Annotated in this window: 26 protein-coding genes; 11 read left to right on the top strand and 15 right to left on the bottom strand. The window is 75.2% G+C overall.

The genetic code is table 11. The features are described 5' to 3' along the window. Positions 1-3,315: an error-prone DNA polymerase gene (locus tag ACGF13_RS04405; protein WP_392868844.1), complete on the top strand. Its 3,315-nt coding sequence runs from the start codon at positions 1-3 to the stop codon at positions 3,313-3,315. 102 nt (positions 3,316-3,417) lie between these two features. Here the strand turns inward: ACGF13_RS04405 and ACGF13_RS04400 are convergent, their stop codons facing one another. Beyond that, entirely contained in the window at positions 3,418-4,029 is a 612-nt protein-coding gene (locus tag ACGF13_RS04400; protein WP_392868842.1) for a hypothetical protein, read from the bottom strand. A 114-nt stretch (positions 4,030-4,143) separates the two neighbouring features. Beyond that, positions 4,144-4,962 (bottom strand): TIGR03084 family metal-binding protein, encoded by an 819-nt coding sequence (locus ACGF13_RS04395; RefSeq protein ID WP_392868840.1) that lies wholly within the window; start codon positions 4,960-4,962, stop codon positions 4,144-4,146. A gap of 252 nt (positions 4,963-5,214) precedes the next feature. Here ACGF13_RS04395 and ACGF13_RS04390 point away from each other — a divergent pair, with 252 nt between their 5' ends. Next, complete coding sequence (locus ACGF13_RS04390; RefSeq protein ID WP_392868838.1) at positions 5,215-5,991, top strand: LuxR C-terminal-related transcriptional regulator; 777 nt, start codon at positions 5,215-5,217, stop codon at positions 5,989-5,991. Here the strand turns inward: ACGF13_RS04390 and ACGF13_RS04385 are convergent. Genes ACGF13_RS04385 through ACGF13_RS04375 form a run of 3 tightly spaced genes read right to left on the bottom strand, consistent with a single transcriptional unit; the run spans position 5,984 to position 8,784 of the window. After that, on the bottom strand, positions 5,984-7,519 hold the full coding sequence (locus ACGF13_RS04385; protein ID WP_392868836.1) for an AMP-binding protein: 1,536 nt from the start codon (positions 7,517-7,519) through the stop codon (positions 5,984-5,986). The two genes, ACGF13_RS04390 and ACGF13_RS04385, sit on opposite strands and share 8 nt — an antisense overlap. 52 nt (positions 7,520-7,571) lie before the next feature. Further along, positions 7,572-8,000 (bottom strand): MerR family transcriptional regulator, encoded by a 429-nt coding sequence (locus ACGF13_RS04380; RefSeq protein WP_392868834.1) that lies wholly within the window; start codon positions 7,998-8,000, stop codon positions 7,572-7,574. Positions 8,001-8,019: 19 nt separating this feature from the next. Further along, positions 8,020-8,784, bottom strand: coding sequence for an SDR family NAD(P)-dependent oxidoreductase (locus ACGF13_RS04375; protein ID WP_392868832.1), 765 nt, complete (start codon positions 8,782-8,784; stop codon positions 8,020-8,022). Between the two features lie 347 nt (positions 8,785-9,131). Here ACGF13_RS04375 and ACGF13_RS04370 point away from each other — a divergent pair, with 347 nt between their 5' ends. Together ACGF13_RS04370 and ACGF13_RS04365 are read left to right on the top strand one after the other, a co-directional pair. After that, entirely contained in the window at positions 9,132-9,731 is a 600-nt protein-coding gene (locus tag ACGF13_RS04370; protein ID WP_392868830.1) for a GNAT family N-acetyltransferase, read from the top strand. 4 nt (positions 9,732-9,735) lie between these two features. Next, entirely contained in the window at positions 9,736-10,122 is a 387-nt protein-coding gene (locus ACGF13_RS04365) for a VOC family protein (protein ID WP_392868828.1), read from the top strand. Between the two features lie 121 nt (positions 10,123-10,243). On the opposite strand, the gene ACGF13_RS04360 is transcribed toward ACGF13_RS04365, so the two are convergent. Next, entirely contained in the window at positions 10,244-11,026 is a 783-nt protein-coding gene (locus tag ACGF13_RS04360) for a dioxygenase (protein ID WP_392868826.1), read from the bottom strand. Positions 11,027-11,172: 146 nt separating this feature from the next. Here ACGF13_RS04360 and ACGF13_RS04355 point away from each other — a divergent pair, with 146 nt between their 5' ends. Next, the gene (locus ACGF13_RS04355; protein WP_392870016.1) at positions 11,173-11,640 is read left to right on the top strand and encodes a MarR family winged helix-turn-helix transcriptional regulator; all 468 of its coding nucleotides are present in this window, start codon (positions 11,173-11,175) and stop codon (positions 11,638-11,640) included. Here the strand turns inward: ACGF13_RS04355 and ACGF13_RS04350 are convergent. Further along, positions 11,637-12,986, bottom strand: coding sequence for an RNA polymerase sigma factor (locus tag ACGF13_RS04350; protein ID WP_392868824.1), 1,350 nt, complete (start codon positions 12,984-12,986; stop codon positions 11,637-11,639). The genes ACGF13_RS04355 and ACGF13_RS04350 overlap by 4 nt on opposite strands. Before the next feature lie 52 nt (positions 12,987-13,038). Further along, positions 13,039-13,410 (bottom strand): YciI family protein, encoded by a 372-nt coding sequence (locus ACGF13_RS04345; protein ID WP_392868822.1) that lies wholly within the window; start codon positions 13,408-13,410, stop codon positions 13,039-13,041. A 215-nt stretch (positions 13,411-13,625) separates the two neighbouring features. Between ACGF13_RS04345 and ACGF13_RS04340 the strand changes: the two genes are divergently transcribed. The 3 genes from ACGF13_RS04340 (at position 13,626) to ACGF13_RS04330 (ending at position 15,271) form a co-directional block, all read left to right on the top strand. Continuing rightward, a complete protein-coding gene (locus ACGF13_RS04340; protein WP_392868821.1) occupies positions 13,626-14,036 on the top strand; it encodes a hypothetical protein in 411 nt (136 codons plus the stop codon). A 146-nt stretch (positions 14,037-14,182) separates the two neighbouring features. Continuing rightward, positions 14,183-14,641, top strand: coding sequence for a molybdopterin-dependent oxidoreductase (locus ACGF13_RS04335; protein ID WP_392868819.1), 459 nt, complete (start codon positions 14,183-14,185; stop codon positions 14,639-14,641). A 111-nt stretch (positions 14,642-14,752) separates the two neighbouring features. Continuing rightward, on the top strand, positions 14,753-15,271 hold the full coding sequence (locus ACGF13_RS04330) for a GNAT family N-acetyltransferase (RefSeq protein ID WP_392868817.1): 519 nt from the start codon (positions 14,753-14,755) through the stop codon (positions 15,269-15,271). A gap of 46 nt (positions 15,272-15,317) precedes the next feature. Here the strand turns inward: ACGF13_RS04330 and ACGF13_RS04325 are convergent, their stop codons facing one another. Then, positions 15,318-16,346, bottom strand: a complete 1,029-nt coding sequence (locus ACGF13_RS04325; protein ID WP_392868815.1) for a LacI family DNA-binding transcriptional regulator — start codon at positions 16,344-16,346, stop codon at positions 15,318-15,320. A gap of 131 nt (positions 16,347-16,477) precedes the next feature. Between ACGF13_RS04325 and ACGF13_RS04320 the strand changes: the two genes are divergently transcribed. Further along, complete coding sequence (locus ACGF13_RS04320) at positions 16,478-16,828, top strand: DUF4436 family protein (RefSeq protein ID WP_392868813.1); 351 nt, start codon at positions 16,478-16,480, stop codon at positions 16,826-16,828. Positions 16,829-16,846: 18 nt separating this feature from the next. On the opposite strand, the gene ACGF13_RS04315 is transcribed toward ACGF13_RS04320, so the two are convergent. After that, complete coding sequence (locus ACGF13_RS04315) at positions 16,847-17,713, bottom strand: MurR/RpiR family transcriptional regulator (RefSeq protein WP_392868811.1); 867 nt, start codon at positions 17,711-17,713, stop codon at positions 16,847-16,849. 71 nt (positions 17,714-17,784) lie between these two features. Between ACGF13_RS04315 and ACGF13_RS04310 the strand changes: the two genes are divergently transcribed. After that, positions 17,785-18,642: an EamA family transporter gene (locus tag ACGF13_RS04310; protein WP_392868809.1), complete on the top strand. Its 858-nt coding sequence runs from the start codon at positions 17,785-17,787 to the stop codon at positions 18,640-18,642. A gap of 57 nt (positions 18,643-18,699) precedes the next feature. Here the strand turns inward: ACGF13_RS04310 and ACGF13_RS04305 are convergent, their stop codons facing one another. The 5 genes from ACGF13_RS04305 to ACGF13_RS04285 form a co-directional block, all read right to left on the bottom strand. Continuing rightward, complete coding sequence (locus ACGF13_RS04305) at positions 18,700-19,461, bottom strand: GNAT family N-acetyltransferase (RefSeq protein ID WP_392868807.1); 762 nt, start codon at positions 19,459-19,461, stop codon at positions 18,700-18,702. A gap of 170 nt (positions 19,462-19,631) precedes the next feature. Next, positions 19,632-20,726: a WD40/YVTN/BNR-like repeat-containing protein gene (locus tag ACGF13_RS04300; protein WP_392868805.1), complete on the bottom strand. Its 1,095-nt coding sequence runs from the start codon at positions 20,724-20,726 to the stop codon at positions 19,632-19,634. 191 nt (positions 20,727-20,917) lie between these two features. Beyond that, a complete protein-coding gene (locus ACGF13_RS04295; RefSeq protein WP_392868803.1) occupies positions 20,918-22,360 on the bottom strand; it encodes a dihydrolipoyl dehydrogenase family protein in 1,443 nt (480 codons plus the stop codon). Beyond that, complete coding sequence (locus tag ACGF13_RS04290; protein ID WP_392868801.1) at positions 22,357-22,671, bottom strand: hypothetical protein; 315 nt, start codon at positions 22,669-22,671, stop codon at positions 22,357-22,359. The genes ACGF13_RS04295 and ACGF13_RS04290 overlap by 4 nt, the downstream gene beginning before the upstream one ends. Positions 22,672-22,899: 228 nt before the next feature. Further along, positions 22,900-23,634, bottom strand: a complete 735-nt coding sequence (locus ACGF13_RS04285; RefSeq protein ID WP_392868799.1) for an alpha/beta fold hydrolase — start codon at positions 23,632-23,634, stop codon at positions 22,900-22,902. A 240-nt stretch (positions 23,635-23,874) separates the two neighbouring features. Here ACGF13_RS04285 and ACGF13_RS04280 point away from each other — a divergent pair, with 240 nt between their 5' ends. Beyond that, entirely contained in the window at positions 23,875-24,837 is a 963-nt protein-coding gene (locus ACGF13_RS04280) for a helix-turn-helix transcriptional regulator (RefSeq protein WP_392868798.1), read from the top strand. Positions 24,838-24,993: the final 156 nt, after the last annotated feature.

Below are 24,993 nucleotides of genomic sequence, written 5' to 3'. Positions count from 1 at the left end.
ATGGGCTTCACCAGCCACCCCACCGTTCCCTGGAGCGAGCTGCACCGCAGACTGACCGGTGCCACGCCGGACCGTACGGTCGTCCCGCTGCGCCGCACCCGCCCCGTTCCCGAGGAGCCCCCGACCCCGGGACCCTGCCCCGAACCCGGCCTCGAACCCGGCCCCGAACCCTGGGCCGAGCTGCACGTCCACTCCGCCTTCAGCTTCCTGGACGGCGCCAGCGATCCGGAGGACCTGGTCGCGGAGGCGGTCCGGCTGGGCGTGGAGACCCTCGCGATCACCGACCACGACGGCCTGTACGGCGCCGTCCGGCTCGCCGAGGCGGCCCGGGGCACGGGCCTGGCCACCGCGTTCGGCGCCGAACTGACGATCCGTCACGAAAGGTCGACGGAACACCTGTTGGTCCTCGCCCGTGGCCCGGCCGGCTACCGCCGCCTCTCCGCCGCGATCGCCGCCGCCCAGCTGGCCGGCGGCGCCAAGGGCAACCCGGTGTACGACCTCGAGGCGCTCGCCGGGGCGCACGGCGGTCACTGGGCGGTGCTCACCGGCTGCCGCCTCGGCCGGGTCCCCGCCGCGCTGGCCGACCCGCCCGCCGACCCGCCCGCCGATCCAGGCACCCGCCCGAGCGCCCACCGGAACGCCACCCCACCCGCCACCCGGGGTGAGGCCGAGCACCGACTCCGCACTCTCACCGAGGCGTTCGGCCGCGAGAACGTCCACGTCGAGCTGATCGACCAGTGGCTGCCCGGCGACGACCGGCGCAACGACGCCCTCGCCGCCCTCGCGGCGAAGGCGGGTCTCCCCGTCGTCGCCTCCACCAACGCCCACCACGCCGGCCCCGCCCAGGGCCGACTCGCGCAGAGCCTCGCCGCGCTGCACGGGCGCCGCACCCTCCAGGACGCGGTCGGCTGGACCCGGGCGGCCGGCACCGCGCACCTGCGCTCGGGCCGCGAGATGGCCGGCCGGCTGGCCCGCTTCCCCGGGGTGCAGCGGGCCACCGTCGAACTCGGCCGGGCCTGCGCCTTCGACTTCGCCCGGCTGGACCCGGAGCTGCCCGGCTTCCCCGTTCCCGTGGGCGAGACCGAGATCAGCCATCTGCGGGCCCTGGTCGCGGCCGGCGGCCCGGCCCGGTTCGGCCCCGGCAACGCCGCCGCCCGCCGCCAGCTCGCCAAGGAACTGGACGTGATCGAGGACCTCGACCTGGCCGGCTACTTCCTGATCGTGCACGACATCGTGGACTTCTGCCGGAGCCGGGACATCTGGTGCCAGGGCCGCGGCTCGGCCGCCAACTCGGCGGTCTGCTACGCCCTCGGGATCACCGCCGTCGACCCGATCCACTACAAGCTGCTGTTCGAGCGCTTCCTCTCCACCGCCCGGGACGGGCCGCCCGACATCGACCTGGACATCGAGAACCGCCGCCGCGAGGAGGTCATCCAGTACGTCTACGGCCGCTACGGGCGCGAGCACGCCGCCCAGGTCGCCAACGTGATCACCTACCGGCCCCGGCTGGCGATCCGCGACGCCGCCCGGGTGCTCGGCTACCCGCAGGGGCAGGTGGACGCGTTCAGCCGGCAGACCGACTTCCGCTCCGCCCCCGGCGCGGACGCCGTCATCCCCGCCGACGTGCTCCAGCTCGCCACCCAGCTCCATGGCCTGCCCCGCCACCTGGGCATCCACTCGGGCGGCATGGTGCTCACCCGGGAGCCGATCGGCGAGATCTGCCCCACCGAGTGGGCCCGGATGCCGGGGCGCTCCGTGCTCCAGTGGGACAAGGAGTCCACCGCCGGTGCCGGGCTGGTGAAGATCGACCTGCTCGGCCTCGGCATGCTCGCGGCCCTGCACGACGCCTGCGACCTGGTCGCGGAGCACCACGGCCTGCGCTACGACCTGGCCACCATCCCGGACGACGACAAGGGCGTGTACGCGATGCTGCGCCGGGCCGACACCGTCGGGGTGTTCCAGGTCGAGTCCAGGGCGCAGATGGCGACCCTGCCCCGGCTCAAGCCGGACCACTTCTACGACCTGGTGGTCGAGGTCGCGCTGATCCGGCCCGGCCCGATCCAGGGCGGATCCGTCCACCCGTACCTGCGCCGCCGCGCCGGGGCGGAGCCGCCCGGCTGCCCGCACCCGCTGATGGAGAACGCGCTCGGCAAGACCCTGGGGGTGCCGCTGTTCCAGGAGCAGATGATGCAACTCGCCATCGACTGCGCCGGGTTCACCCCCGCGGAGGCCGACCGGCTGCGCCAGGCGATGGGCGCCAAGCGCTCGCACGAGCGGGTCGCCCGGCTGCGCGAGCGGCTGCTGGGCGGGATGGCCGAGCGCGGCATCCCGCCCGAGGTGGCCGAGGACGTCTACGGCAAGATCGAGGCCTTCTCCAACTACGGCTTCCCGGAGAGCCACGCGATCAGTTTCGCCTACCTGGTGTACGCCAGCGCCTGGCTCAAGCACCACTTCCCGGCGGCTTTCACCTGCGCCCTGCTGGCCAACCAGCCGATGGGCTTCTACTCGCCGCTCAGCCTGGTCGCGGACGTCCGGCGGCACGGCGTGCGGGTGCGCGGGGTGGACGTCAACGCCAGCGGGGCGCGGCCCTCCCTGGAGCCCTACCGGGGGCCGACCCCCAAGCCACCGCTGACCGCCGGGCGCCCGCAGCCGGCGATCCGGCTCGGCCTGGAGACGGTGCGCGGCATCGGCACCCCGCAGGCCGAGGCGATCGTGGCCGGGCAGCCGTACGCCGACCTGGAGGACTTCGCCCGCCGCACCGGTCTGCCGGGGCCCGCCCTGGAGGCGCTGGCGACGGCCGGGGCCTTCGACCGCTTCGGGCTGACCAGGCGTCAGGCACTGTGGGCGGCAGGGGCGTTCGCCGGGATCTCGGCCGAGCTGATCCCCGGCACCACCCCCGGCGCCGAGGCGCCGGAGCTGCCCGGCATGAGCCCGATCGAGGAGACCATCGCCGACCTGTGGGCCACCGGCACCTCCGCCACCAGCCATCCGCTCCAGCACCTGCGCGCCCAGCTGGAGCGCGGCGGCGCCCTCTCCGCCGACCGGCTCCCGGACGTGCCGCCGGGGACGGCCGTGGTGGTCGGCGGCCTGGTCACCCACCGGCAGCGGCCGCCGACGGCCGGCGGGGTGCTCTTCCTCAGCCTGGAGGACGAGACCGGGCTGATCAACGTGATCTGCAACCGTCCGGTCTGGGAGTCCCAGCGCCGTACCGCCCTGGACCGGGCCGGGCTGCTGGTCCACGGGCACATCGAGCGCGACCGGGGTGCCACCAACCTGATCGCCACCCGGCTCACCCCGCTGCGGATCGGCCTGTGAGCGGCTTCCGGTTCCGGAGGACGGGCCGCTCGGCGAGGCCGAGCGGCGGGAAGGCGCCGTCCGTGCGGCGGGCGGGCGCCGTCCGTGGGGTGCGTCAGAGCGTCAGACCGGGTAGCCGATCTCCGCGAGGTCCTCGGCGAGTTCGTCGAGGTCGGTGTCCGGGTTGAGCGCCGCCACCACGGCCGGGGTGAGCGGGCGCAGTGCCAGGACGTGCCCGATCGCGGCCGGGTCCAGCTCGTGCTCCGGCTCGAAGTACTCCTCGGCCCACGCCAGGTAGGCCTCCGCGGAACCGTCCAGCAGCAGCTCGAAGAGGCCCTCCGCGCCCCGCTCGGCGGCCGCGCCGCGCCAGGCGGCGTCCTGCGGTGCGCGCCAGAAGCAGACCGTCACGACCGGCCCGTCCTCGTCCTGGAAGGCGGGCTCCTCGGCGAAGCGACGGAACTCCTCGGGGACGGCCGCGAGCAGCTCCGGACTGTTCGCGGCCCCGTGGCCGAAGCCCCGCCCGTAGACGCCGGCGGGGGAGAACACCATGAACCAGTCGGACCCCTCGCCGTCGCGCATCGAGGCCATCTCCTCGCCCTCGCCCCAGGCGGAGTCGAAGGAGTAGTACCGCGCCGCCCAGTCGTCCGGGCAGATGATGGCGTCGAGCATGGCCAGCGCGCGGCAGCGGTCGCGCAGGTCGGGGATGGCGGGCAGGCGGTTGAGCAGGTCGTTCATGCCCGCCATTCAACCCCGGGGGTCCGACAACGAATCCCCCGGAGCCCGGTGCGTGTCCCCTCGCGGCCCGGCACCCCGGTGCGCGCCCTACACCCTGCGTCCAGGCCGCCCGTCCTACGCCCCGGGCGGGCGACCCTTGCCCGGCGCCCCGGCGAAGGCCTGGGCGATCGGGAGCCAGGCGGTCGCGACCGGCCCGGTGGCGGTGAGGGCGAGGTCGTCCCGGTGGCGGCGCTGGGTCACCAGCAGGCAGAAGTCCAGGGCCGGCCCGGCCACCACGTCCTGCGCCCCGGCCGGGCCGATGGACCAGGTCCCGCCGTCGGGCGCGGCCAGTTCGAGCCGGACCGGGCGCTCGGGCGCGGGCAGCCCGTGCAGGGTGAAGGCGAAGCCCAGGGTGCGCAGCCCCAGGTGGGCGATGTGCCGCAGCCGGTCGGTGGGCTCGCGGGTGGCGCCGAGCGCGTCCGCGACGTCCTGGCCGTGCGCCCAGGTCTCCATCAGCCGCGCGGTCGCCATCGAGGCGGGCTTCATCGGCGGGCCGAACCAGGGCAGCCGGACGTCGGCCGGGGCCGCGCCGAGCGCGGCCAGCACCTCCGCCCGCCCGGCCCGCCAGCGGGCGAGCAGCGCCGCGGGTTCGGCGGTCGCTCCGGCGCGGGCGCCCTCCTCGACCGGGTCGGCGCCGGCCGCCGACAACTCGGCGAACCGTCCGCCGAGCGAGGCGCCGAAGCCCTCCGGATCGCGCGCGGCCAGCGCCGTCCAGTCGTCCGTCCAGGCCAGGTGGGCGATCTGGTGGGCCACCGTCCAGCCCTCGGCGGGCGTCGGGCGGGCCCAGCCCTCGGCCGGCAGTCCGGCGACCAGGTCGTCCAGCACCGCGCTCTCGGTTCGCAGATCCGCCAGCAGCCCGCCCAGGACGTCGTCCGGGGCCTTCGGCTCGGTCATCGGTTCCCCTTCCGGTCAAGGCGGTTGCCGTCGGTGGCCACCACCTGCTTCCGTCGGTGGCCACCACCCGCTTCCGCCGGTGTTCACCACCCGCTTCCGCCGGTGGCCGTCACCCGCTGCCGCCAGTGTTCGCTACCCGCCGGTAGCGTCCGGGCGCACCCTACGCCCGGGTAGCCGCCGGCGTCCGCGACTCCACGAAACACGCATGTCAGGACTCTCGCCACCGGCCCCACCGCGTGTGACAATTCCGCGATGACCAGGGCTGCGGACCCCCACCTTGCGCAACCCCTCGACGGCGCTGCGCAACCCGACGATCCCCAACTCGCCGCGCGCGCCGCCGAGCTGGTGCGGGACGCCGTGCTCGGCGACCTCGCCCGCCGGGTGGTGGCGGAGTGCGGCGTCGACGTCGGCCTGGTCGGCGTGCCCGAGCCGCTGCCCGGCAGCCGCCCCGACGCCGAGGGCATGGTGCTGCGGCACTGGGCCGGCACCCGGGCCGACCTGCTGCACGACATGCCCGTCCCGGCCGGACTCGGCCTCGGTGGCCGGGCGCTCGCCGAGCGCGCGCCCACCTGGGTGCCCGACTACCGTGCGGCGACGACCATTTCGCACCACTACGACGCGGCCGTGGCCGCCGACGACCTGTACGCGATGCTCACCGTCCCGCTGATGGGCGACGGCACCGTGCACGGCGTGGTGTACGCCTCGCTGCGCACCGTCGTCCCGTTCGGGGACGTGCGGATCTCCGCGGTCGGCACGCTGGCGAAGGCGGCGGCCCGGGCGCTCGCCGGGGCCGCGGCCTGGAACCGCGAGCGGCCCCGGAAGGCCTCCGCCGTACCGCCGTTGACCCCGCGCGAGCACGAGGTGTTGCGCTGGGCGGCGACCGGCCGGACCAACCCGGAGATCGCCGCCCGACTGGGCCTGACCTGCAACACGGTGACGGGCTACCTCAAGTCCGCGATGCACAAGCTCGGGGTCCGCAACCGGACCGAACTCGCCCTCGCGGCAAGGGAGTCGGGGCTCGTCAGTTGACCTGGCGGTCCCGCCCGGCCCAGTACGGCTCGCGCAGCCGGAACTTCTGCAGCTTCCCGGTGGCGGTGCGCGGCAGGGCGTCCCGGAACTCCACCGTGGTCGGCGACTTGTAGCCCGCCAGCCGCTGCTTGCAGTGCGCGATCAACTCGGCCTCGGTGACCGCCTCGTGGCCCTCCCGGAGCACCACCAGCGCCTTCACCGTCTCGCCCCACTTCTCGTGCGGCACCCCGATCACCGCCGTCTCTGCGACCGCCGGGTGGTCGTACAGGCAGTCCTCCACCTCGATCGAGGAGACGTTCTCCCCGCCGCTGATGATGACGTCCTTCTTGCGGTCCGAGATGGTCAGCAGGCCGTCCGTGAGGGTGCCGCCGTCGCCGGTGTGGAACCAGCCGTCGCGCAGCGCCTCGGCGCTCGCCCCGGGCTGCTGCCAGTAGCCGTCCAGCACGGTGTTGGAGCGCACCAGTACCTCGCCGGAGGGATCCACCCGCAGTCGGGTGCCGAGCGCCGGGGCGCCCGCCCGCACCAGCTTCTCGGCCCGCTCGGCGGCCGGGAGCGCGTCCCACTCGGCCCGCGAGCGGTTGACCGTGACCACCGGGGAGGTCTCGGTCAGGCCGTAGAGCTGCATGAACTCCCAGCCCAGCTGCTCCTCGACCTGCTGGATCACCGAGGTCGGCGGCGGGGCGCCGGCCACGATCATCCGCACCCGGTCCCGGCCGGGCACCGGGCCGTCCCAGTCGGCGGCGGCGTCCAGCACCATCTGGACCACGGCGGGCGCGCCGGACAGGAAGGTCACCCCGTGCCGCTCGACCCGGCGCAGGATCTCCGCGCCGTCCACCTTGCGCAGCACGATGTGCTGCGCGCCCAGGCCGGTGAGCGAGAACGGCAGGCCCCAGCCGTTGGCGTGGAACATCGGCAGGGTGTGCAGGTAGACGTCCCGGTCGCCGGCGCCGTAGTGCAGGGCCATCACCGTCGCGTTCAACCAGATGTTGCGGTGGGTGAGCTGAACGCCCTTGGGGCGGGCGGTGGTTCCGCTGGTGTAGTTGATGGTGGCGGTGTCGTTCTCGTCCACCGCGTAACGCCGCGGGGTGCCGTCGAAGTCGTACAGCACGGCGTCGCTGTCCGCGCCGAGCACGAACTTGTGCTTGGCCACGACCCCGCTCAGCGAGTCCGCGACCTCGGGGTCGACCAGCAGCACGGAGGCGCCGCTCTGCTCGACGATGTACGACACCTCCTCGGCCTTCAACCGGAAGTTCACCGGCACCAGCACCCGGCCGTACCCGCTCACCCCGAAGAAGGAGGTCAGCAGCCGGGCCGAGTTGTGCGAGACGATCGCGACCCGCTCGCCCGGCCCGACGCCGAGCCGGTCCAGTCCGGCGGCCTGGGCCCGGGCCAGCTCGGCGACCCTGCGGTAGCTCAGCTCGCCCCAGGATTCGGCCGGCTGCACCGGCTCGTCGACGATGCCGACCCGGTCGCCGTAGACCAGCTCGGCCCGGTCGAGGAAGTCCATCACGGAGAGTGGAATCTGCATGGGGCCCACTGTCCTCTCCGGCCCGCGCCCTGCACACCCCCGATCGGGGGTGTCACCCGTCCGTGGGTACCGCGCCCGTGCCCGCGCCCGTATCCCAGCCCCCGCCCCCACCCGCCTCCGCCTCGCCCGGGGGTGCCGCGGCCGCCGCCAGTGCCGCCGCCAGCCGGTCCCGGGCCCCGGTCTGGACAGCGATCCGGCGGTCCAGCACCGCCAGCCGCTCCCGGGCGATCCCCAGCACCCGCTCGGACGGCCGGCTCGCCAGCACGTCCCCGTCCAGGCAGTCCAGCAGCGGCCGCAGGTCCTCCAGGGTGAGCCCGGCGGCCACCAGCGCGCGGATGTTGCGCACCCGGACGACCGCGGACTCGCCGTACTCGCGGTAGCCGTTCGGCGCGCGCCCGGAGCCGATCAGCCCGGCCTGCTCGTAGTGCCGCAGAGCGCGGGCGGTACTGCCCGTCCGGGCCGCCAGCTCGCCGATTCGCACCGCCACCCCTTCCCCCGGGTCAGCCCACCAGCGCGCCGCCGTCCACCGACAACACTACGCCGGTCACGAACGAGGCCTGCGGCGAGGCGAGTTGGGTGATCGCCCAGGCCACCTCCGCCGGGCGGCCGATCCGGCCCAGCGGGGTGTGCGCGAGCTGCCACGCGCGGATCGCCGCGCGCTGCTCCGGGTCGTACCCCGAGTGCTCGCCGATCGGGGTGTCGATCGCCCCGGGCGCCACCGCCACCACCCGGATCCCGCGCGGCGCCAACTCCACCGCCCAACTGCGGGTGACCGTCTCCAGTGCCGCCTTGCTCGCCGCGTACACCGAGTTGCCGGTCCAGCCGCGCTGCCCGACGGCGGTGCTGACGTTGACCACCACACCGCGGGTGCGTTCCAGCTCGGGCAGCGCGGCCTGCCCGAGCAGCACCGGGGCGACCAGGTTGGTGGCCAGCAGCGTCTCGACGCCGGCCGGGTCGAAGCCGCCGAGGCTCTGCGGGCCCCGCACGATCCCGGCGTTGTTGACCAGCACGTCCAGCCGTCCGAACCGCTCCAGCGCCACCCGGACGATCTCCTCCGGTGCCCCGGGCCCGGTCACGTCCGCGGCCAGCGGCTCGATCAGTGCCGGGTGCGCCGCCGCCGTCCCGGCCAGCGGTTCGAGCCGCCGCCCCACCGCCAGCACCCGCGCTCCCTCGGCCGCGAAGGCCCACGCCGTCTCCCGCCCGATTCCCGTCCCGGCCCCGGTGACCACCACGACCCGGCTCCGGGCCCCGCTCTCGTCGCTCATGGCCCCACCCTCCGACCCTGCCGCCAACGTCAGGGTCAAGCGGGAGTGTCGGAGCCGGCCGCCGGAATGCGGTGTATGAGCAGTCCCGAAGCCGTACCCGAGCCCGAGCACGTGGGCGAGCACCCCCCACTGACCGCGTGGGCCGCCACCCATGGCCTGGCCGTGGTGCACCGCGGTACGGTCCCGCCGGGCATCCGCGCGGCCGCAGCCTGCCGCCGGGCCGGGCAGCTGGAGCCCGACCCTCCGCTTGCTGCGCCCGGCGCGGACAGCGGGCCGCAGTGCCTGCGTCCGCGCCCGCCGACTGCTAGGAAGGCCGCAACGCACGGTCCACCCACGGGGAGCACACCATGAACGACCACCGGCCCGACCTCGCGCTGGAGCCGGGAGGGCCTCAAGTGACCGCCACCGCGGCCATTTCGGCCGACGGCCTGGTGCTGCGGCCCTTCGAGGACGCCGACGCGCCCGCCCTGATCGAGGCCTACCGCGACGAGACCCTGCGCCGCTTCACCCGCACCCCGGTGGACGACGCCGAGCAGGCCGCGCACTGGCTGCGGCTCCAGTACGAGGGCCGGGCGGCCGGCACCCGGTACTCTTTCGCCGTCCTGGCCGCCGGCGAGCTGGTCGGCAACGTCGTGCTCAAGCGCGGCACCCCGGGCGGGAAGAGGGCCGAGGTGGGGTACTGGACGACCGGCCCGGCCCGCGGCCGGGGGGTGGCGCCGCGCGCGGTGGAGGCCCTCACCGCCTGGGCCTTCGCCACCTTCGCCGCCGACGGCCTGCGCCGGATCGACCTGCTGCACGAGGGCGACAACCACGCCTCCTGCCGGGTCGCGGAGAAGAGCGGCTACGCCTTCACGGAGATCGTTCCGGCCTTCCCGCCGTACCCGCTGGACGGCCACCGGCACTCCCGGAATTGGTTGGACGGATCCGATCGGCGCCCTTCAGAGTAGGCAGATGGCTTCTCTGGTACGACATGTGACGATCGACTGCGCCGACCCGTACGCCCTGGCCGGCTTCTGGGTCGAGGCGCTGGAAGGCACCCTGGGTGCGGACGACAACCCCGGTGACGAGATGGCCGTGGTGGAGTCCGCCGGCGCCTCGCTGCTCTTCATCCGGGTGCCCGAGGGCAAGTCGGTGAAGAACCGGGTCCACCTCGACCTCCAGCCGCAGGACCGCGGCCGGGACGAGGAGGTGGAGCGCCTGGTGGCCCTGGGCGCCACCGTCCTGGAGGACCACCGCCGACCGGACGGCAAGGGTTGGGTCACCCTGTCCGACCCGGAGGGCAACGAGCTGTGCGTCGAGCGCAGCCAGGCCGAGCGGGTCGCCACCGGCGACGCCTGACCGACCGCCCGGCCGGATCGGTCCGGCCACTCGCCCATGGCCGCCCGCGCAGGTCCACGAGGACCTGCGCGGGCGGCCATGGGCGGGAGGCTGCCAGGGAAGGCCGCGACAGCCGGGCGGCTCAGCCCAGCTGGATCGAGCGCTTGGCCAGGCCCATCCAGAACCCGTCGATGACGCTGCGCTGGCTGTCCAGGTCGGCCTCGCCGGCGCCGAGGGTGACGAACAGCGGGGCGAAGTGCTCGGTGCGCGGGTGGGCCAGGCGCCCGGCCGGGGCCTTGTGCTCGAAGTCGAGCAGTGCGTCCAGGTCCTGGGCCGCCAGGGCGCGTTGGCCCCAGTCGTCGAACTCGGCCATCACCGAGGTGACCCGGCCGTCCCTGCTGAGCGCCCGCAGGTTGTGGGTGAAGAAGCCGCTGCCGACGATCAGTACGCCCTCGTCGCGCAGCGGGGCGAGCTTGCGGCCGATCTCCATCAGCCGCTGTGGGTCGAGGGTGGGCAGCGAGACCTGGAGCACCGGGACGTCGGCGTCCGGGTACATCTCCACCAGCGGGACGTACGCGCCGTGGTCGAGTCCGCGGTCGGGGATGTCCTGGACGGGCGTGCCGGGGGCGCGCAACAGCTTGCGCACGCGCTCGGCGAGTTCCGGTGCGCCGGGGGCGGCGTACTGGACCCGGTAGTAGTGCTCGGGGAAGCCCCAGAAGTCGTACACCAGCGGGACGGTGGTGACGGCGCCGAGGGCGAGCGGGGCCTCCTCCCAGTGGGCGGAGACCATCAGGACGGCCTTGGGCCGGGGCAGGTCGGCGGACCAGGCGGCCAGCTCGCCCGGCCAGATCGGGTCGTCGGCCAGCGGCGGGGCGCCGTGCGACAGGTACAGGGCGGGCATGCGCTCGGGGGCCGCGGTGCTCATGGCGTCCTCCTCGGGACCGTTTCGACCGGTGGGCGGGTCTGGCAGTTCGGGTCAACAGATAGTTCAAATTTGAACGTCTACTCCGACCGACGGTACACCTTCGTTCGAATTTGAACAACAGGAGTAGGCTTCACCCCATGTCCTCACTGAACGAACCCCGCTGGCTGGACCGGGACGAGGCGGCCGCCTGGCGGGGCTTCGTCACCGCGAGCAACCTGCTGAACCGGCGGCTGGAACGCCAGCTCAAGGAGGACTCCGGCCTCTCCCACCAGCAGTACGAGATCCTGGTGCACCTGTCCGCCGCCCCCGGCGACTCGCTGCGGATGACCGAACTCGCCGACAAGCTGGTCACTTCCAAGAGCGGGCTGACCTACCAGGTCACCCAGCTGGAGCGGGCGGGCCTGGTCGCCCGCCGCTCCTGCCCCAGCGACGTGCGCGGCGTCATCGCCGAACTCACCGACCAGGGCCGGGAGATGCTGCGCCAGGCCGCACCCGGGCACGTCGCCCTGGTGCGCGAGCTGCTGATCGACGTGCTCACCCGCGAGCAGCTCGCGGTGCTCGCCGAGGGCCTCGGCGCGGTCAGCGCGCGGCTGCGGCTGGAGGAGGACTCCTAACCGGAGTCGGAGTCGGGGGATGGCTCCCGACCGGAGCCGGCGGAGGACCCCTGGCCCTCGCCACCCCGGCCCTCGCCACCCCGCTCCTCGCCATCCTGCCCCTCGCCGAGCGCCGCCGCCCGCTCCAGCAGCAGCTCCCGCTCCCGCTCGTTGCGGGTCAGCCCCGCCGCCCGCTCGAACTCCTCCCGGGCCTCCGCCGCCCGCCCCAGCCGGGCCAGCAGGTCGCCCCGCACGCTTGGCAGCAGGTGGTAGCCGCGCAGCGCCGGCTCCGCCGCCAGTCCGTCCACCAGCTCCAGCGCCGCGGCCGGGCCCCGTGCCATCGAGACCGCCACCGCCCGGTTCAGCGCCACCACCGGGGACGGCGACAGCGCCAGCAGCCGCTCGTACAGTGCGGCGATCGTCCCCCAGTCGGTGTCCGCGTAGCGTCGCGCCCGGGCGTGGCAGGCGGCGATCGCGGCCTGCACCGAGTACGGCCCGGTGCCCGCCTGCTCCAGGGCTTCGAAGCCGCGCCGGATCAGCAGCCCGTCCCAGCGGGCCCGGTTCTGCTCGGCGAGCAGCACCGGCCGGCCGTCCGGCCCGGTCCGGGCGATCGTGCGCGAGGCCTGGAACTCCAGCAGCGCGGCCAGTCCGTGCACCTCCGGCTCGGCCGGTATCAGCACGGCCAGCACCCGGGCCAGCCGCAGCGCGTCCTCGCACAGCCGGGGGCGGAGCAGGTCGTCCCCCGCGGTCGCCGAGTAGCCCTCGTTGAAGATCAGGTAGATGACCTCCAGCACCGAGGAGAGCCGCCGCGTCCGGTCCTCCCCGTACGGCACCTCGAACGGCACGCCCGCCTTCGCCAGCGCCCGCTTCGCCCGGACGATCCGCTGCGCCACCGTCGGCTCGGGCACCAGGAAGGCGCGGGCGATCTCCGGGGTGGCCAGCCCGCCGAGCAGCCGGAGGGTGAGCGCGATCCGCGCGTCCGCGGACAGCACCGGGTGGCAGGCGGTGAAGATCAGCCGCAGCAGGTCGTCGTCGATGTCGTCCGGGGTGGCCGGCTCCGGGGGCGGCACGTCCTCCGCGGACCGCCCCACCTCGGCGAGCTTGCGGGCGTAGACCTCCCGGCGGCGCACCAGGTCGATCGCCCGGTGCTTGGCGGTGGCCGTCAGCCAGGCGCCCGGGTTGTCCGGTACGCCCTCCCGAGGCCACCGCTCCAGCGCGGCCACCAGCGCGTCCTGCGCCAGCTCCTCGGCGATGCCGACGTCCCGGACGATCCGGGCGACCCTGGCGATGATCCGCGCGGACTCGATCCGGAACACCGTCTCGACAGCCGCCGTCGTGGTCCTGCGGGTAACAGCCCTCTCCGTCACGGCCACCCATCAGAGCAGCCGGTGCGGAGGGAGGCAAGCGTCGACGCAGGTGCTACTTCGGCGGCTCCGGCATCTCGTCGATCTGCCGGACCTCGGCCTCCACCGGCCAGTGCGCGGGGTGGCTCTGGAGGAACCGCCGGGTCCACTCCAGGGCCTCGGCGTGGTCCTTGCACTGGAAGATGGCGTAGCCGCCGATGACCTCCTTGGTCTCGGTGAACGGCCCGTCGGTGCAGCTGACCTTCCCGTCGCTCCAGGTCAGCCGGGTGCCCTGGGAGGTCGGGGTGAGGCCGGCGGTCTCCAGCATCACACCGGCTCCGGTGATCTCCTCGAACAGTGCTCCCATTCGCTGCTCGAAGCCCGGGTCCGGCTCCCAGCCGCCGCGGGCGTTCTCGTCGATGCGGATCAGCGTGATGAAGCGCGGCATGGTGACTCCTCGGTCGAGCGGGCGGGGCCTCTCCCCGCCTCCCACTCCTGCGTCGAACGGGCCGGCGCCGGATCGACACGGCCGTGGGGAAATCCTTCCGGCTCCTCCCGGTCCGCGCTCGGGAGACGGGCCGGGAGGGGGCGCCCTGTGCTGTGCCGTCCGGGCGGTCCGTGGTCGAATGGCCTGCACGTACGAGCGGTGGAGGGGAGACACGGATGCTCGTGGACATTCTGGGTGCGGTCGTCGAGATCCTGGGGGCGACGGTCGGCGAGTCGAAGGCGGAGGAGCGCAAGGAGCGCGACGCCTTCGCCGAGGGGCGGGTGGTGTTCTTCGAGGGCTGCGTCACCGGGGCCCGGCCCTACTGCCGCCCGACGGCGGAGTTCCTGCAGGCCTCGGTCGGCGCGCTCGCGATCTCGCCGCTCCGCGCGGCCAACGTGCGGGCCCGCTACCTGCCGAGCGACCTCGTGCTGGTCGAGGTCCGGAAGCGGCGCGACGGCGACCCGAAGACCGTCGAGAAGAACTGGACCGTGTTCGAGTGCCGGGACGGGCGGGACGTGGTCCTGATCGGCTGCGCCTCGGGCAACGCGGGCTACGTCCGCCGGGCGCTGCGGTTCGAGGGCGCCTGACCGCAGAATCCAGCCGAGCAGGGTATCTGCCATCGCAACTGCGGAGGGACAGTGCTTTTGGCCTGGCAGCTGCGAATGCCCACCTGCCGCCTCGGGTAGTCCTCCTCGCGGGCCACGGTGCCGTGGCCCGCGAGGAGGGAGCACCCATGACCCCGGCGAGACCCACCGTCCGACTCCACGGCCACCTCGACCGCCCCGCCGAACTCACGGTCGCGCAGCTGCGCGCCCTCCCCGCCCGCCGGGTCGAGGTCGGCTTCGACTGCCTGACCGCGGGCGAGCGGCGCCACGGCTACGAGGGCCCGCGCCTGCTGGACGTGCTGCGCGCCGCCCGGCCCCGGATCGACTTCTCCGGCCGCAAGCAGCGGCTGCGCTTCCTGCTCTCGGTGGCCGGCGCCGACGGCCACCGGGCGGTGGTCTCCTGGGCCGAGATCGACCCGGACTTCGGCGACCAGGAGATCCTGCTCGCCACCAGCATGGACGGCGCCCCGCTGGACGCCACCGGCCCGCAGCTCGTCGTCCCCGACGACCACTGCGGGGCCCGCTACGTCAACGCCGTCACCGCCGTCTGGCTCGGCCCCCTCGGCGACCCGCACCCCTCCGTCTGACGCCCGCCCCGCGGGCCTGCCGTCCCCGCCCCGCGGCCGCACGCCGGAAGGGGCCGGACGGCGGTCCGAAAACACTCGCCGGAGCCGGGTTTCCGTGCCAACATGCCCCATATGGGGACGATTCTGCACGGCACCTTGGTCACGCTCCGCCCCGCCACCGGCGACGACATCCCGGCACTGGCGGCCATCCGCGGCACGCCCGAGGTGTTCGCCCGCTGGCGGGGCGGCGACGACCTGCTCGGCGAGGTCGCCAACGACCTGGAGTCGCCCGGCACCGAGACCTTCGCGATCGACCTCGGCGGCAAGGTGGTCGGCGCCATCCAGTGGTACGCCAACAACGACGACGAGTACCGGCACGCCGGGATGGACCTCTATCTCGACCCGACGGTGCACGGCCTGGGCCTGGGCACCGACGCCGTGCGGGCGATGGCCCGGCACCTGGTGCACGACCACCACTACCACCGGCTGGTGATCGACCCGGCCGCGGACAACCTCGCCGCGATCCGCTGCTACGCCAAGGTCGGCTTCCGCACCGTCGGCACCATGCGCCAGTACGAGCGCGGCCCGGACGGCACCTGGCACGACAACCTGCTGATGGACCTGCTCGCGGACGAGCTGCTCGAAGGCTGAGCCGCCCCCATCGGGCCCGGGCGTCGGCCCCACGCCGGCCCGGGCGTCAGTCCCGCGCCTCGGCCGGCGGGCAGCCGCAGGAGCGCCGGATCACCAGCCGGGCCGGGAAGGTGCGGGCGCCCCGGGCGCGGCGCTCCGGCCCGCCGAGGACGAGTTCCAGCGCGGCGCGGGCCATCTCGTCCTGCGCCGTGGTGACGGTGGTCAGCGCCGGCCCGGCGATCACCGCCTCGGCGATGTCGTCGAAGCCGGCCACCGCGAGGTCCTCCGGCACCCGGATGCCGAGGTCGTCGGCGGCCCGCAGCAGGCCGATCGCCTGGTCGTCCGTCGCGCAGAACACGGCGGACGGCCGGTCGGGCCGGGCGAGCAGGGTGAGCGCCTCGGCGTGCGCCCGGACCCGGTCGAACGGCGCCGGGGTGAGCCGCCCCTCGGTGGGCAGTCCGGCCTCCCGCAGCGCGGCGACCCAGCCGGCCGTCCGCCCGGTGACCGGGTCGTGCGGGCTGAGCGCGAGGGTGCCGCCGAAGCAGTGCACCTCGGCGTGCCCGTGCCCGAGCAGATGGCGGACCACCTCGTGGGCGCCGCCCTCGTCGTCCGCGACCACGGCGACGCCGTCGGGGCTCTCCGCCCGGTGGTGCAGCAGCACCACGGGGGTGCCGTCGGCCACGTCGAAGCCGGTCAGCCCGGAGGTGGCCGGGTCCTGGGTGACCAGGATCAGGCCGTCGACCTGCATCCCGAGGAAGGCGCGGATGTAGTGCGCCTCGCGCTCGTCGGCGTAGTCGGAGTTGCCGATCAGCAGTAGCCGGCCGTGCTCGGCGGCGGCCTGCTCAACGGCGTGCGCGAGCCCGGCGAAGAACGGCTGGCGGGCGTCCGGGACGACCATCCCGAGCAGGTCGGTCCGCCGCCGGGCCATCGCCTGCGCGACCCGGTTCGGCCGGTAGCCGAGCTCCTCGACGGCGGCGAGCACCCGTGCCCGGGTCGCCGGCGCCACCGGCCGCGGCCCGTCGTTGATCACATAGCTCACGACCGCCGTGGACGTCCCCGCCACCCGCGCCACATCGTCCCGCGTCACCCTCGCCATGACCGTTGAGCCTACACAGCCCCTCCGACCAGCCCGTTTCGCCGAGCCTCGGGTCGGATCTCCGTGCGGGTGCCCGGCCGGGCTCCCCGGCCACCCCGACGGGTGCCCCGCGGTTGCGCCCCGGCGAGCAGGTGAGCGAGGACGCCGGCGTCCTGGTGACCGAGCGGATCAGCCGCTCGCGCAGCACCTTCATCCTGGCCTGGTTCATGATGGCCGCGATGTGGGCCCTGGCGCTGTCCGTGCTGGTGGCGGCCTGGCTGATCGTCCGGCAGCGGCGTGGGATCGTCTGGCCCGCCCTCGGCTGGATGGCGGCCACGCTGTTCGCCCTGGTCGGCATGCGCAACGCCGCGCCGGGCAACCCGCCGATCGGCTCGCTGCTGGACTACGCGGCGTTCTTCTGGGCGGAGCTGCTGGTGGCCGTCGGCCTGACCACGGTGGTGGTGCGCGGCGCCCGGATCGAGGGCGGGCACCGGGGCGGGTAGCCCTGGTCCGCGCGGGCCTCAGTAGGCGTAGTCGGCCGTGACGTCCGCCGACAGGCTGAGGGCGCGTTCGGCGCGGGGGCCGCGCAGGGCCAGCAGGGTCTGGGCGAGGGCGTCCACGGCGGCCAGGTGGGCGAGCCGGCTGGCGGTGGTCTCCAGGCCGAAGACCAGGTCCTGCCCGCCCGCGACCAGGGCCAGGGTGGCCGTCTCGGTCAGCGGTGAGCGGGCGTAGCTGGTGAGCGCCAGCACCTCGGCCCCGGCCTCGCGGGCCAACCGGGCGGCGTCCACCACGTTGCGGGTGGCGCCGGTGTGGCTGACGGCCAGACAGGCGGTGCCCGGGCCGAGCCCGGCGGCGGCCAGCTGGGCGGTGACCGGGTCGGCGGGGGCGTCCACCAGCAGGCCGAGCGCGCGCAGCCGGTACGCGAGGTCCAGCACCACGGCGCCGGACAGCCCGGCGCCGAGCAGCACCACCCGGGTCGCGCCGTCCAGCAGTTCGGCGGCGGCGCGCAGGTCGGCCGCGGAGAGGGTGGCGGTGAGGCCGTCCAGGGCGGCCCGGGCGGCGCTCAGGGTCTCGGCGAGCGCCCGGGCCGCCGGGTCGGCCTCGTCGGCGGGCGCGGGCGCGGTGGCGGGGGCCTGCCGGGCGGCGGCGAGCTTCAGCTCCTGGTAGCCGCGGAAGCCCAGCCGCTGGCAGGCCCGGACCACCGAGGAGGGGGCGGTGCCGGCCAGCGTCGCGACGTCGCTGACGCTCAGGTGCACCAGGTCGGCGCCCCGGTCGAGCACCACCTGGGCGACGCGGGCCTCGGTGCCACGCAGTTCGCCGAGCCGGGCCCGGATCTGCGCCGCCAGCCGGGATTCCAGGGGCGTGAAAAATTCGGAACGCGTTTCCATGAATCCAGGCTATCGTGGAATCAGGTTCCAGGCCCGTCGATTCCGGTGGGCCGTTCGAGGGGAGGTCCGTGATGCCCGGAGGCGTCCCGGCGGTGCCGGCGGCCGTGCTCGCGGCGGCCGTGCTGCACGCCGTCTGGAACGGGCTGGCGCACCGGATCCCGGACAAGCTGGTCGGCTTCACGCTGATCAACCTCACCTACACGGCCTGCGCGCTCGTCCTAGTGGTGCTCAACCCCCTGCCGGCGGCGGGTGCCTGGCCGTACCTGCTGGCCTCGGTCGCGGTCCAGGTGACGTCCACGGTGCTCCTGCTGCGGGCCTACCAGCTGGGGGACTTCGGCCAGATGTACCCGATCGCCCGGGGCAGCGCACCGCTGCTGGTGGCGCTGATATCGGCCACCGTGCTCGGGCAGCGGCCGGGCGCGGGCGAGCTGGCGGGGGTGCTGGTGATCTCCTGCGGCCTGATCGGCCTGGCCTTCGCCCGGGGGATACCGGGGCGGGCGCAGCTGCCCGCGCTCGGGGCCGCCGCAGGGACGGGCGTGATGATCGCCGTGTACACCGTGCTGGACGGCAGCGGTGTGCGCGAGTCCGGGACGGTCGGCGGCTACGTGGCCTGGCTGTTCCTGCTCCAGGGGCCGGTGCTGGCACTGATGGTCCGGGTCCGGCGAGGCCCGGCGCTGCTGGCCGGGGCGGGCCGGGCGGTGCCGCTGGGCGTCCTCGGCGGGGTGCTCTCGCTGACGGCGTACGGGCTGGTGGTGTGGGCGCAGTCCCGGGGAGACCTCGCGACGATCGCGGCGCTGCGCGAGACCAGCATCGTGATCGCCGCGCTGATCGCCACCGTGGTGTTCCGCGAGCGCCTCGGCCGGCTGCGGCTGGCGGCGGCGTTCACCGTGCTGGGCGGGATAGCCGTCCTGGAACTCGCCCGGCCCTGAGGTGCGGGGGTGCGGGCAAGCTCCGGGCGGTGGGCTCCGGGCGGAGTCCGGGGGCCGTTACCGGGCGGTGTCGGCGTCCGGTACGACGACCGTCAGCGAGGTCTCCTGCAGCAGGAAGCCCAGCGACTCGTAGAGCCGGCGGGCCGGGTTGCCCTCGGACACCACCAGGGTCACGTTGGCGCGCCCGCGCGCGGCGGCGTCCCCGATGGCGCGGCGCAGCAGGTCGGCGCCGAGGCCGCGGTAGCCGCGCTCCGGGTGGCGGAAGACGTCGGCGATCCAGGGCAGGCCGTCGCGGTCGGTGAGGACCAGCCCGGCGACGACGCGGTCCTCGGCGTCCACCGCGAGCACGCTGGAGGGCAGCACCGGGCCGATGGCCTTCCCGGCCAGCAGCGGGCCGAGCCGCTCGGCCAGCACCTGGGCCCGCTCGCCCGGGTAGTGGTCGACGTGCCCGGCGGCGAAGGCGGCCCGCCAGGCCTCGTACAGCTCCTCGGGGGCGCGGTCGCAGGGCACCGGCCGCAGGCCCTCGCGCAGCGGCGTCTCCGCCCAGTCGGCGGGCGGGGCATCGGCGCGCAGGTCGCGGCGGAAGGTGTGGGCGTGCCGCAGCACCCGCGCGCCCTGCGCCGCCAGCTCCCGGCCGAGCCCGGGAGGGCCGGAGACCACCCAGCCGGGCAGCTCGGCCCGGATGAACCCGGCGGCGTCCACCGACTCGTCCAGGACCTCCAGCAGGTCGGCCCAGGGCCGTCCCTCCCGCTCGTCCAGCTGGTACCGCAGCACCGGCTCGCCGTCGGCACCCCGCCTGACCACCCAGTCCTCGGCCATGGCCCACCCCACATTCGTACGGTCGTTCGTCGGCGGCCCATGCTCGCCGAGGCCCCGCCGTCCGGCAACCGGTTATTTCCGGCCGCTGCCTCGGGCCGTCGCCTCGGGCCGCCGCGACACACCGCCGCCTCGGCCCGTCGCCGCGGACGGCCTCGGGCCACTCGGGCCGGTCAGGCCACCACCGCGGCCCGGAGGCAGAGCACGTCCGGCAGGTGGGAGAGCAGCAGCGACCAGCTCTCGCCCTCGTCCCGGCTGCCGTACACGTCGCCGGTCCGGTTGCCGAAGTAGATGCCCGCCGGGTCGGCGTCGTCGGTGCGCAGGGCGTCGCGCAGCACGATGCCGTAGTGGTCCTCGCCGGGCAGGCCCTGGGCGAGCTGTTCCCAGCTGGTGCCGCCGTCGGTGGTGCGGAAGACCCGGCAGCGGCGGCCGGGCGGGATGCGGTCGTCCGAGCCGCCCAGCGGGAAGAGGTAGGCGGTGTCGGCCCGGCGCGGGTGGGCGGCCACGGCGAAGCCGAACTCGGCGGGCAGCCCGTCCACGATCGAGTGCCAGCTGTCGCCCCAGTCGTCGCTGCGGTAGACGCCGCCGTGGTTCTGGAGGTAGAGCCGGTCCGGGTGGACGGGGTCCGGGGCGATCTTGTGCACGCACTGGCCGAACTCGGGGTACTGGCGCTCCTCCGGGAAGAACTCGGCGCGCAGGCCGGTGTTGGAGGGCTGCCAGCTGTCGCCGCCGTCCTTGCTGCGGTAGACGCCGCCGCTGGAGACGGCGACCAGCAGCCGCTGCGGGTCGCGCGGGTCGGTCAGGATGGTGTGCAGGCCCTGGCCGCCGTACCCGGCGCCCCACTGCGGCCGCTGCGGGTGGTTCCAGAGCTGTTCGACCAGTGCGAAGGTCTCGCCGCCGTCGGTGGAGCGGAACAGCGCGGCCGGCTCGGTGCCCGCGTAGACGACGCCGGGCGCCTCCGCTCCGGCGGGCTGGAGCTGCCAGACCCGGGTGAGCGAGGTGCCGGTGGACTCCGGGAAGCGGATGGCCGGCTGCGGCGGCTCGGACCAGCTGGCGCCGAGGTCGTCGGAGCGCCAGACCGACGGGCCCCAGTGACTGCTGTCGGCCCCGGCCAGCAGTCTGGTCCGGCCGTCGCGCCGGTCGATGGAGACGGAGTAGATCGCGTTCATCGGGAAGTGCGGCCCGCTGAACTCCCACGTCAGCCGGTCGCGGCTGCGGCCGAGAAAGAGGCCCTTCTCGGTTCCGACGGCCAACAGCACCTCGGTCATGCCTCACACCACCTGGTCACGAGTACGCCCCCCGGACGGCCCCCGAGTGCCAGTGTCCCGCCGTCCACCGGTGGCCACACCTCGCCGCGCCGGTCACCCGGGAGGCCGACGGGAACACCGGCCGTCCGGGAGGCTCGTCCAGGGATCGTTCGGGGGCTCGTCCGGGGCGCTCCCTCGGGGGCCGCGCGCCGCTACCCCCGGCAGTCCTCCAGCAGCCGCAGCCAGACCTCGCTGATCGTCGGGTACGAGGGCACCGCGTGCCAGAGCCGGTGGATCGGCACCTCGCCGACCACCGCGACGGTCGCCGAGTGCAGCAGCTCTGCCACCCCGGCGCCGACCAGGCAGGCGCCGACGATCACCTCGCGGTCCAGGTCGAAGACCACCCGGGCCCGGCCGCGGTAGTCGTCGCCGTAGAGCGAGGCCCCGGCGACGGAGCCGATCTCGTGGTCGACGGTCTTCACCCGCAGCCCCGCCGCCTCGGCGGCGGCCGCGGTCAGGCCGACGGCGGCGACCTCGGGCTGGGTGAACACCACCTGGGGAGCGCCCGCGAGGTCCGCGGACGCCGCGTGCGCGCCCCAGCGCGAGGTGTCCAGCGGGCGCCCCTGGGCACGGGCGCCGATCGCCGCGCCGGTGATCCGGGCCTGGTACTTGCCCTGGTGGGTGAGCAGCGCCCGGTGGTTGACGTCCCCGGCGGCGTAGAGCCACTCGCCGTCCACCCCGAGCACCGTGCAGCTGTCGTCCACCTCCAGCCAGTCGCCCGGCTTCAGACCGACCTGCTCCAGTCCGATGTCGGCGGTGCGCGGGGCCCGACCGGTCGCGTACAGCACCTCGTCGGCGGTCAGCGTCCCGCCCCCGCCGAGGGTGAGGGTCACCGGCCCGGAGCCGTCCGCCCGCTCCAGCGCGGTCACCTCGGTGCCGAAACGCACGTCCACCCCGGCGGCCCGCAGGCCGTCCGCGACCAGCTCGCCCGCGAACGGCTCCATCCGAGGCAACAGCGCGTCACCGCGCACCAGCAGCACCACCTCGGAGCCGAGCGCCCGCCAGGCGGCGGCCATCTCCACCCCGACCACCCCGCCGCCGACCACGGCCAGCCGCCCGGGGACGGTCTGCGAGCCGGTGGCCTCCCGGTTGGTCCACGGGTGGGCCTCGGCGAGCCCCGGCACGTGCGCGGGCAGCACCGGGCGGCTGCCGGTGCACACCACGACGGCGTGCCGGGCGGTGAGCACCCGCTCGCCGCCGTCCTCGGCCTCCACCGTCACCGTCCGCGCCCCGGCCAGTCGGCCGTGGCCGCGGACCAGCTCGATGCCGGTGTCCCGCAGCCAGCTCACCTGGCCGTCGTCCTTCCAGTCGGAGGCGAAGGAGTTGCGCCGGGCCAGCACCGCGGCCGGATCCAGCCGCCGGTCGCCGACCGCCTCCCGGGAGCCGGCCACCGCGCGGGCGTCGGCCAGCGCGGCCACCGGCCGCAGCAGCGCCTTGCTGGGCATGCACGCCCAGTACGAGCACTCGCCGCCGACCAGCTCGGCCTCCACGATCACGGTGCGCAGCCCGGCGGCGACGGTCCGGTCGGCCACGTTCTCGCCGGTCGGGCCGGCCCCCAGGACGATGACGTCGTACTCCTCGGCGGTGCTGGTCATGCCCTGTCCTCCGTTGTCTCGATGGCCACCCCGGCCCGTCGCGCGGGGGTGACGGCCGTGCGCTCACAGTTGTCGAGCGACCGGGCGCACCGGCCGCCGTGCCGGTCGCCGGTCGGGGCGACCGCACCGGGGAGCGTGCCGCGGCCGCCTCCGGTTCCGTACCCGAGCCTGACCCGGGCCGCGCGCCGCGGCCACTCGTCGTGCCCGTCGCGCGCCGTCGGGGTGAGCGGGGCGCCCGGCCTCGGGCCGCCGCCCGGCCGGAACTCCGGCACGGCGTCCGGCGGTTCGGTACGGCTGGGCTGCTCGCGCACGGGTGCTCGCTCTTCGCTCGGGTACGGCGTGGGCCCCATCCTGCCCGTCCGCGCGCGGTTGCGCGACGGACGGACACGCCGAGGGCGCCGTGGGGCACGCCGTTGGGCGCGGACGGGACAGTCCGGGGCCCCGGGGCGGCCGAACCGGCGGGGACGGGCCGCCACGGGCCGGTACGGACCACTACGGACCGGTACGGATCGGTACGGATCGGTACGGGGCAGGCGGGCTCAGAGCGCGGCGAGCTCCGCCAGCACCGCCGCCGTGTCGGCCGGGCGGGAGAACATCGGCCAGTGCCCGGTGGGCAGTTCACGCAGCTCCCAGTTCGGCCCGGACATCCCGGCGAAGAACGGGTGCCCGGAGGCGATCAGCTCGTGCACCTGGGCGAGCGGGAAGGAGCAGGAGACCAGCGCCTGCGGCAGTACGGCCCCGGCGCCGGTCAGCCGCAACCGGTCCCGGAAGGCCCCGGCCGGGTGCGGGGTGGAGCGGGCGCGGATGCGCGCCAGGGCGGCCTCGTCCAGCCCGACCACGCTCGTGCCGTGCTCGGACAGGTACTCCCAGGAGAGCATCGGGAGTCGGCCGTCGACCACCGAGGCCTCGGCCGTCCGCTGGTAGTCGGGCTGCCAGAGGTCGTACACCGAAGTGCCGTCGGCCAGCGGGCCGCTGTCCAGGTAGACCACCCGGCGGATCCGCTCCGGCATCCGGTCCGCGACCCCGCCCACCGGGGCGGCGGCGCCGCTGTGCGCGACCAGCACGACGTCCGACAGGTCCTCCCGGACCAGCAGCGCGGCGAGGTCCGCGATGTGGTCCTCCAGTCCGAACTCGCCTTCCTCGGTGGCGCGTTCGCCCACTCCGGGCAGGCTGACGGCGTACACGCGGTGCCCGGCCGCACGCAGCGGCGCGGCCACCTCGTCCCAGGCCCAGGCGCCGATCCAGAACCCGGGGACCAGTACGAACGTGCTCATGGTGGATCACTCCTTCGTCGGTGGGATGTCCGGGGGAGGCGTCGACGGGCCGCGGGAGGGCCCGGTGGGGCGCGGGAGGGCGTCGCCGCGGTGAGGCCTCCCCCACCGCCGACTCTAGGATCGGATCAGGACAGAAGTCGCCCGGATTTCCTCCGGGTCGGGCCGGGTGCCGAGCCCGGACGGCCCGAAGGCGGCCCGGAGGCGGCCCGGAGACGACACGGAGACAGGAAGGAGCGCACGGTGGAGCACCCGGTCAGCCGCGTCCTCGCCCTGCTGGAACTGCTCCAGGACCGCCCCGGCCTGACCGGCGTCGAACTGGCCGCCCGGCTCGACGTGGACGAGCGCACCGTCCGCCGCTACGCCGCCCGGCTGGCCGAACTGGGCATCCCCGTCCAGGCCGACCGCGGCCGCTACGGCGGCTACCGGCTGCGCCCCGGCTACCGGCTGCCGCCGCTGATGCTCAACCCGGACGAGGCCGCCTCCGTCGTCCTCGGCCTGCTGGCCGGCCGCAGCTCGGGACTGTCGGTGGGGGAGGGGGCCACCGAGACCGCCCTCGCCAAGATCCAGCGGGTGCTGCCGCCGCCGCTGCGCGAGCGCGTCGCCGCCGTCGAGGAGACCCTCGGCCTCACCGCCGCCCCCGCGACCGGCCCCGGCCCGGCCGCCGCCGCGCTCTTCACCCTGGCCGAGGCGGCCCGCCGCCGACGCCGGGTGCGGCTCGCCTACCGGGACCGCGAGGACCGCCCCAGCGAGCGCGAGTTCGACCCGTACGGACTGGTCTTCCACTCCGGGCGCTGGTACACCACCGGGCTCGACCACCGCAGCGGCGAGCCGCGCACCTTCCGGCTGGACCGGATCACCCGGGTCGAGCAGGGCGAGGCCGGGTTCGAGCCGCCGGAGGACTTCGACCCGGTCCAGCGGGTCGTGGAGTCACTGGCCGGGGCACCCTGGCGGCACCGGGTGGAGGTGGAGCTGGAGACCACCCTCGCCGAGGCCCGCCGCCGGCTGCCGCCCGCCGTCGGCACGCTCACCGAACTCGCCGGGGACCGGGTGCTGCTGCGGGCCCGGGCCCAGAACCTGGACGGCGTCGCGGTGCTGCTGGCCGGCCTGGGGTGGCCGTTCACCGTCCGGGAGCCCGCCGCGCTGCGCGCCGAGGTGCGGGCGCTCGCGGCCCGGCTCACCGCCTGGGGCGCCGAGCCGACCTGAGCCGCCGCGGCCGGCCCGGGAAGCCGCGGCCGGGCACGGCGAGGGCGCGGTGAGGGCATGGCGAGGGCCCGGCAGTTCGACGGCGGTTTCTAGCGGTCGTTGCAACACGTGGTCGGTTGTCTAGGCCGTGAGGAGTTTAGCCAGGCGCTCGGCTGG

The sequence above is a fragment of the Kitasatospora sp. NPDC048286 genome (genome assembly GCF_043201735.1).
Lineage (GTDB): Bacteria > Actinomycetota > Actinomycetes > Streptomycetales > Streptomycetaceae > Kitasatospora.
Note: the sequence above shows the minus strand (reverse complement) of the source record. Positions and strands in the feature narration are given on the sequence as shown.

Coding starts and splice junctions, on each gene's coding strand:
- ACGF13_RS04405 (WP_392868844.1), top strand. CDS start 1: ATGGGCTTCACCAGCCACCCCACCGTTCCCTGGAGCGAGCTGCACCGC.
- ACGF13_RS04400 (WP_392868842.1), bottom strand. CDS start 4,029: ATGAACGACCTGCTCAACCGCCTGCCCGCCATCCCCGACCTGCGCGAC.
- ACGF13_RS04395 (WP_392868840.1), bottom strand. CDS start 4,962: ATGACCGAGCCGAAGGCCCCGGACGACGTCCTGGGCGGGCTGCTGGCG.
- ACGF13_RS04390 (WP_392868838.1), top strand. CDS start 5,215: ATGACCAGGGCTGCGGACCCCCACCTTGCGCAACCCCTCGACGGCGCT.
- ACGF13_RS04385 (WP_392868836.1), bottom strand. CDS start 7,519: ATGCAGATTCCACTCTCCGTGATGGACTTCCTCGACCGGGCCGAGCTG.
- ACGF13_RS04375 (WP_392868832.1), bottom strand. CDS start 8,784: ATGAGCGACGAGAGCGGGGCCCGGAGCCGGGTCGTGGTGGTCACCGGG.
- ACGF13_RS04370 (WP_392868830.1), top strand. CDS start 9,132: ATGAACGACCACCGGCCCGACCTCGCGCTGGAGCCGGGAGGGCCTCAA.
- ACGF13_RS04365 (WP_392868828.1), top strand. CDS start 9,736: ATGGCTTCTCTGGTACGACATGTGACGATCGACTGCGCCGACCCGTAC.
- ACGF13_RS04360 (WP_392868826.1), bottom strand. CDS start 11,026: ATGAGCACCGCGGCCCCCGAGCGCATGCCCGCCCTGTACCTGTCGCAC.
- ACGF13_RS04345 (WP_392868822.1), bottom strand. CDS start 13,410: ATGCCGCGCTTCATCACGCTGATCCGCATCGACGAGAACGCCCGCGGC.
- ACGF13_RS04340 (WP_392868821.1), top strand. CDS start 13,626: ATGCTCGTGGACATTCTGGGTGCGGTCGTCGAGATCCTGGGGGCGACG.
- ACGF13_RS04335 (WP_392868819.1), top strand. CDS start 14,183: ATGACCCCGGCGAGACCCACCGTCCGACTCCACGGCCACCTCGACCGC.
- ACGF13_RS04330 (WP_392868817.1), top strand. CDS start 14,753: ATGGGGACGATTCTGCACGGCACCTTGGTCACGCTCCGCCCCGCCACC.
- ACGF13_RS04325 (WP_392868815.1), bottom strand. CDS start 16,346: ATGGCGAGGGTGACGCGGGACGATGTGGCGCGGGTGGCGGGGACGTCC.
- ACGF13_RS04315 (WP_392868811.1), bottom strand. CDS start 17,713: ATGGAAACGCGTTCCGAATTTTTCACGCCCCTGGAATCCCGGCTGGCG.
- ACGF13_RS04310 (WP_392868809.1), top strand. CDS start 17,785: ATGCCCGGAGGCGTCCCGGCGGTGCCGGCGGCCGTGCTCGCGGCGGCC.
- ACGF13_RS04305 (WP_392868807.1), bottom strand. CDS start 19,461: ATGGCCGAGGACTGGGTGGTCAGGCGGGGTGCCGACGGCGAGCCGGTG.
- ACGF13_RS04300 (WP_392868805.1), bottom strand. CDS start 20,726: ATGACCGAGGTGCTGTTGGCCGTCGGAACCGAGAAGGGCCTCTTTCTC.
- ACGF13_RS04295 (WP_392868803.1), bottom strand. CDS start 22,360: ATGACCAGCACCGCCGAGGAGTACGACGTCATCGTCCTGGGGGCCGGC.
- ACGF13_RS04285 (WP_392868799.1), bottom strand. CDS start 23,634: ATGAGCACGTTCGTACTGGTCCCCGGGTTCTGGATCGGCGCCTGGGCC.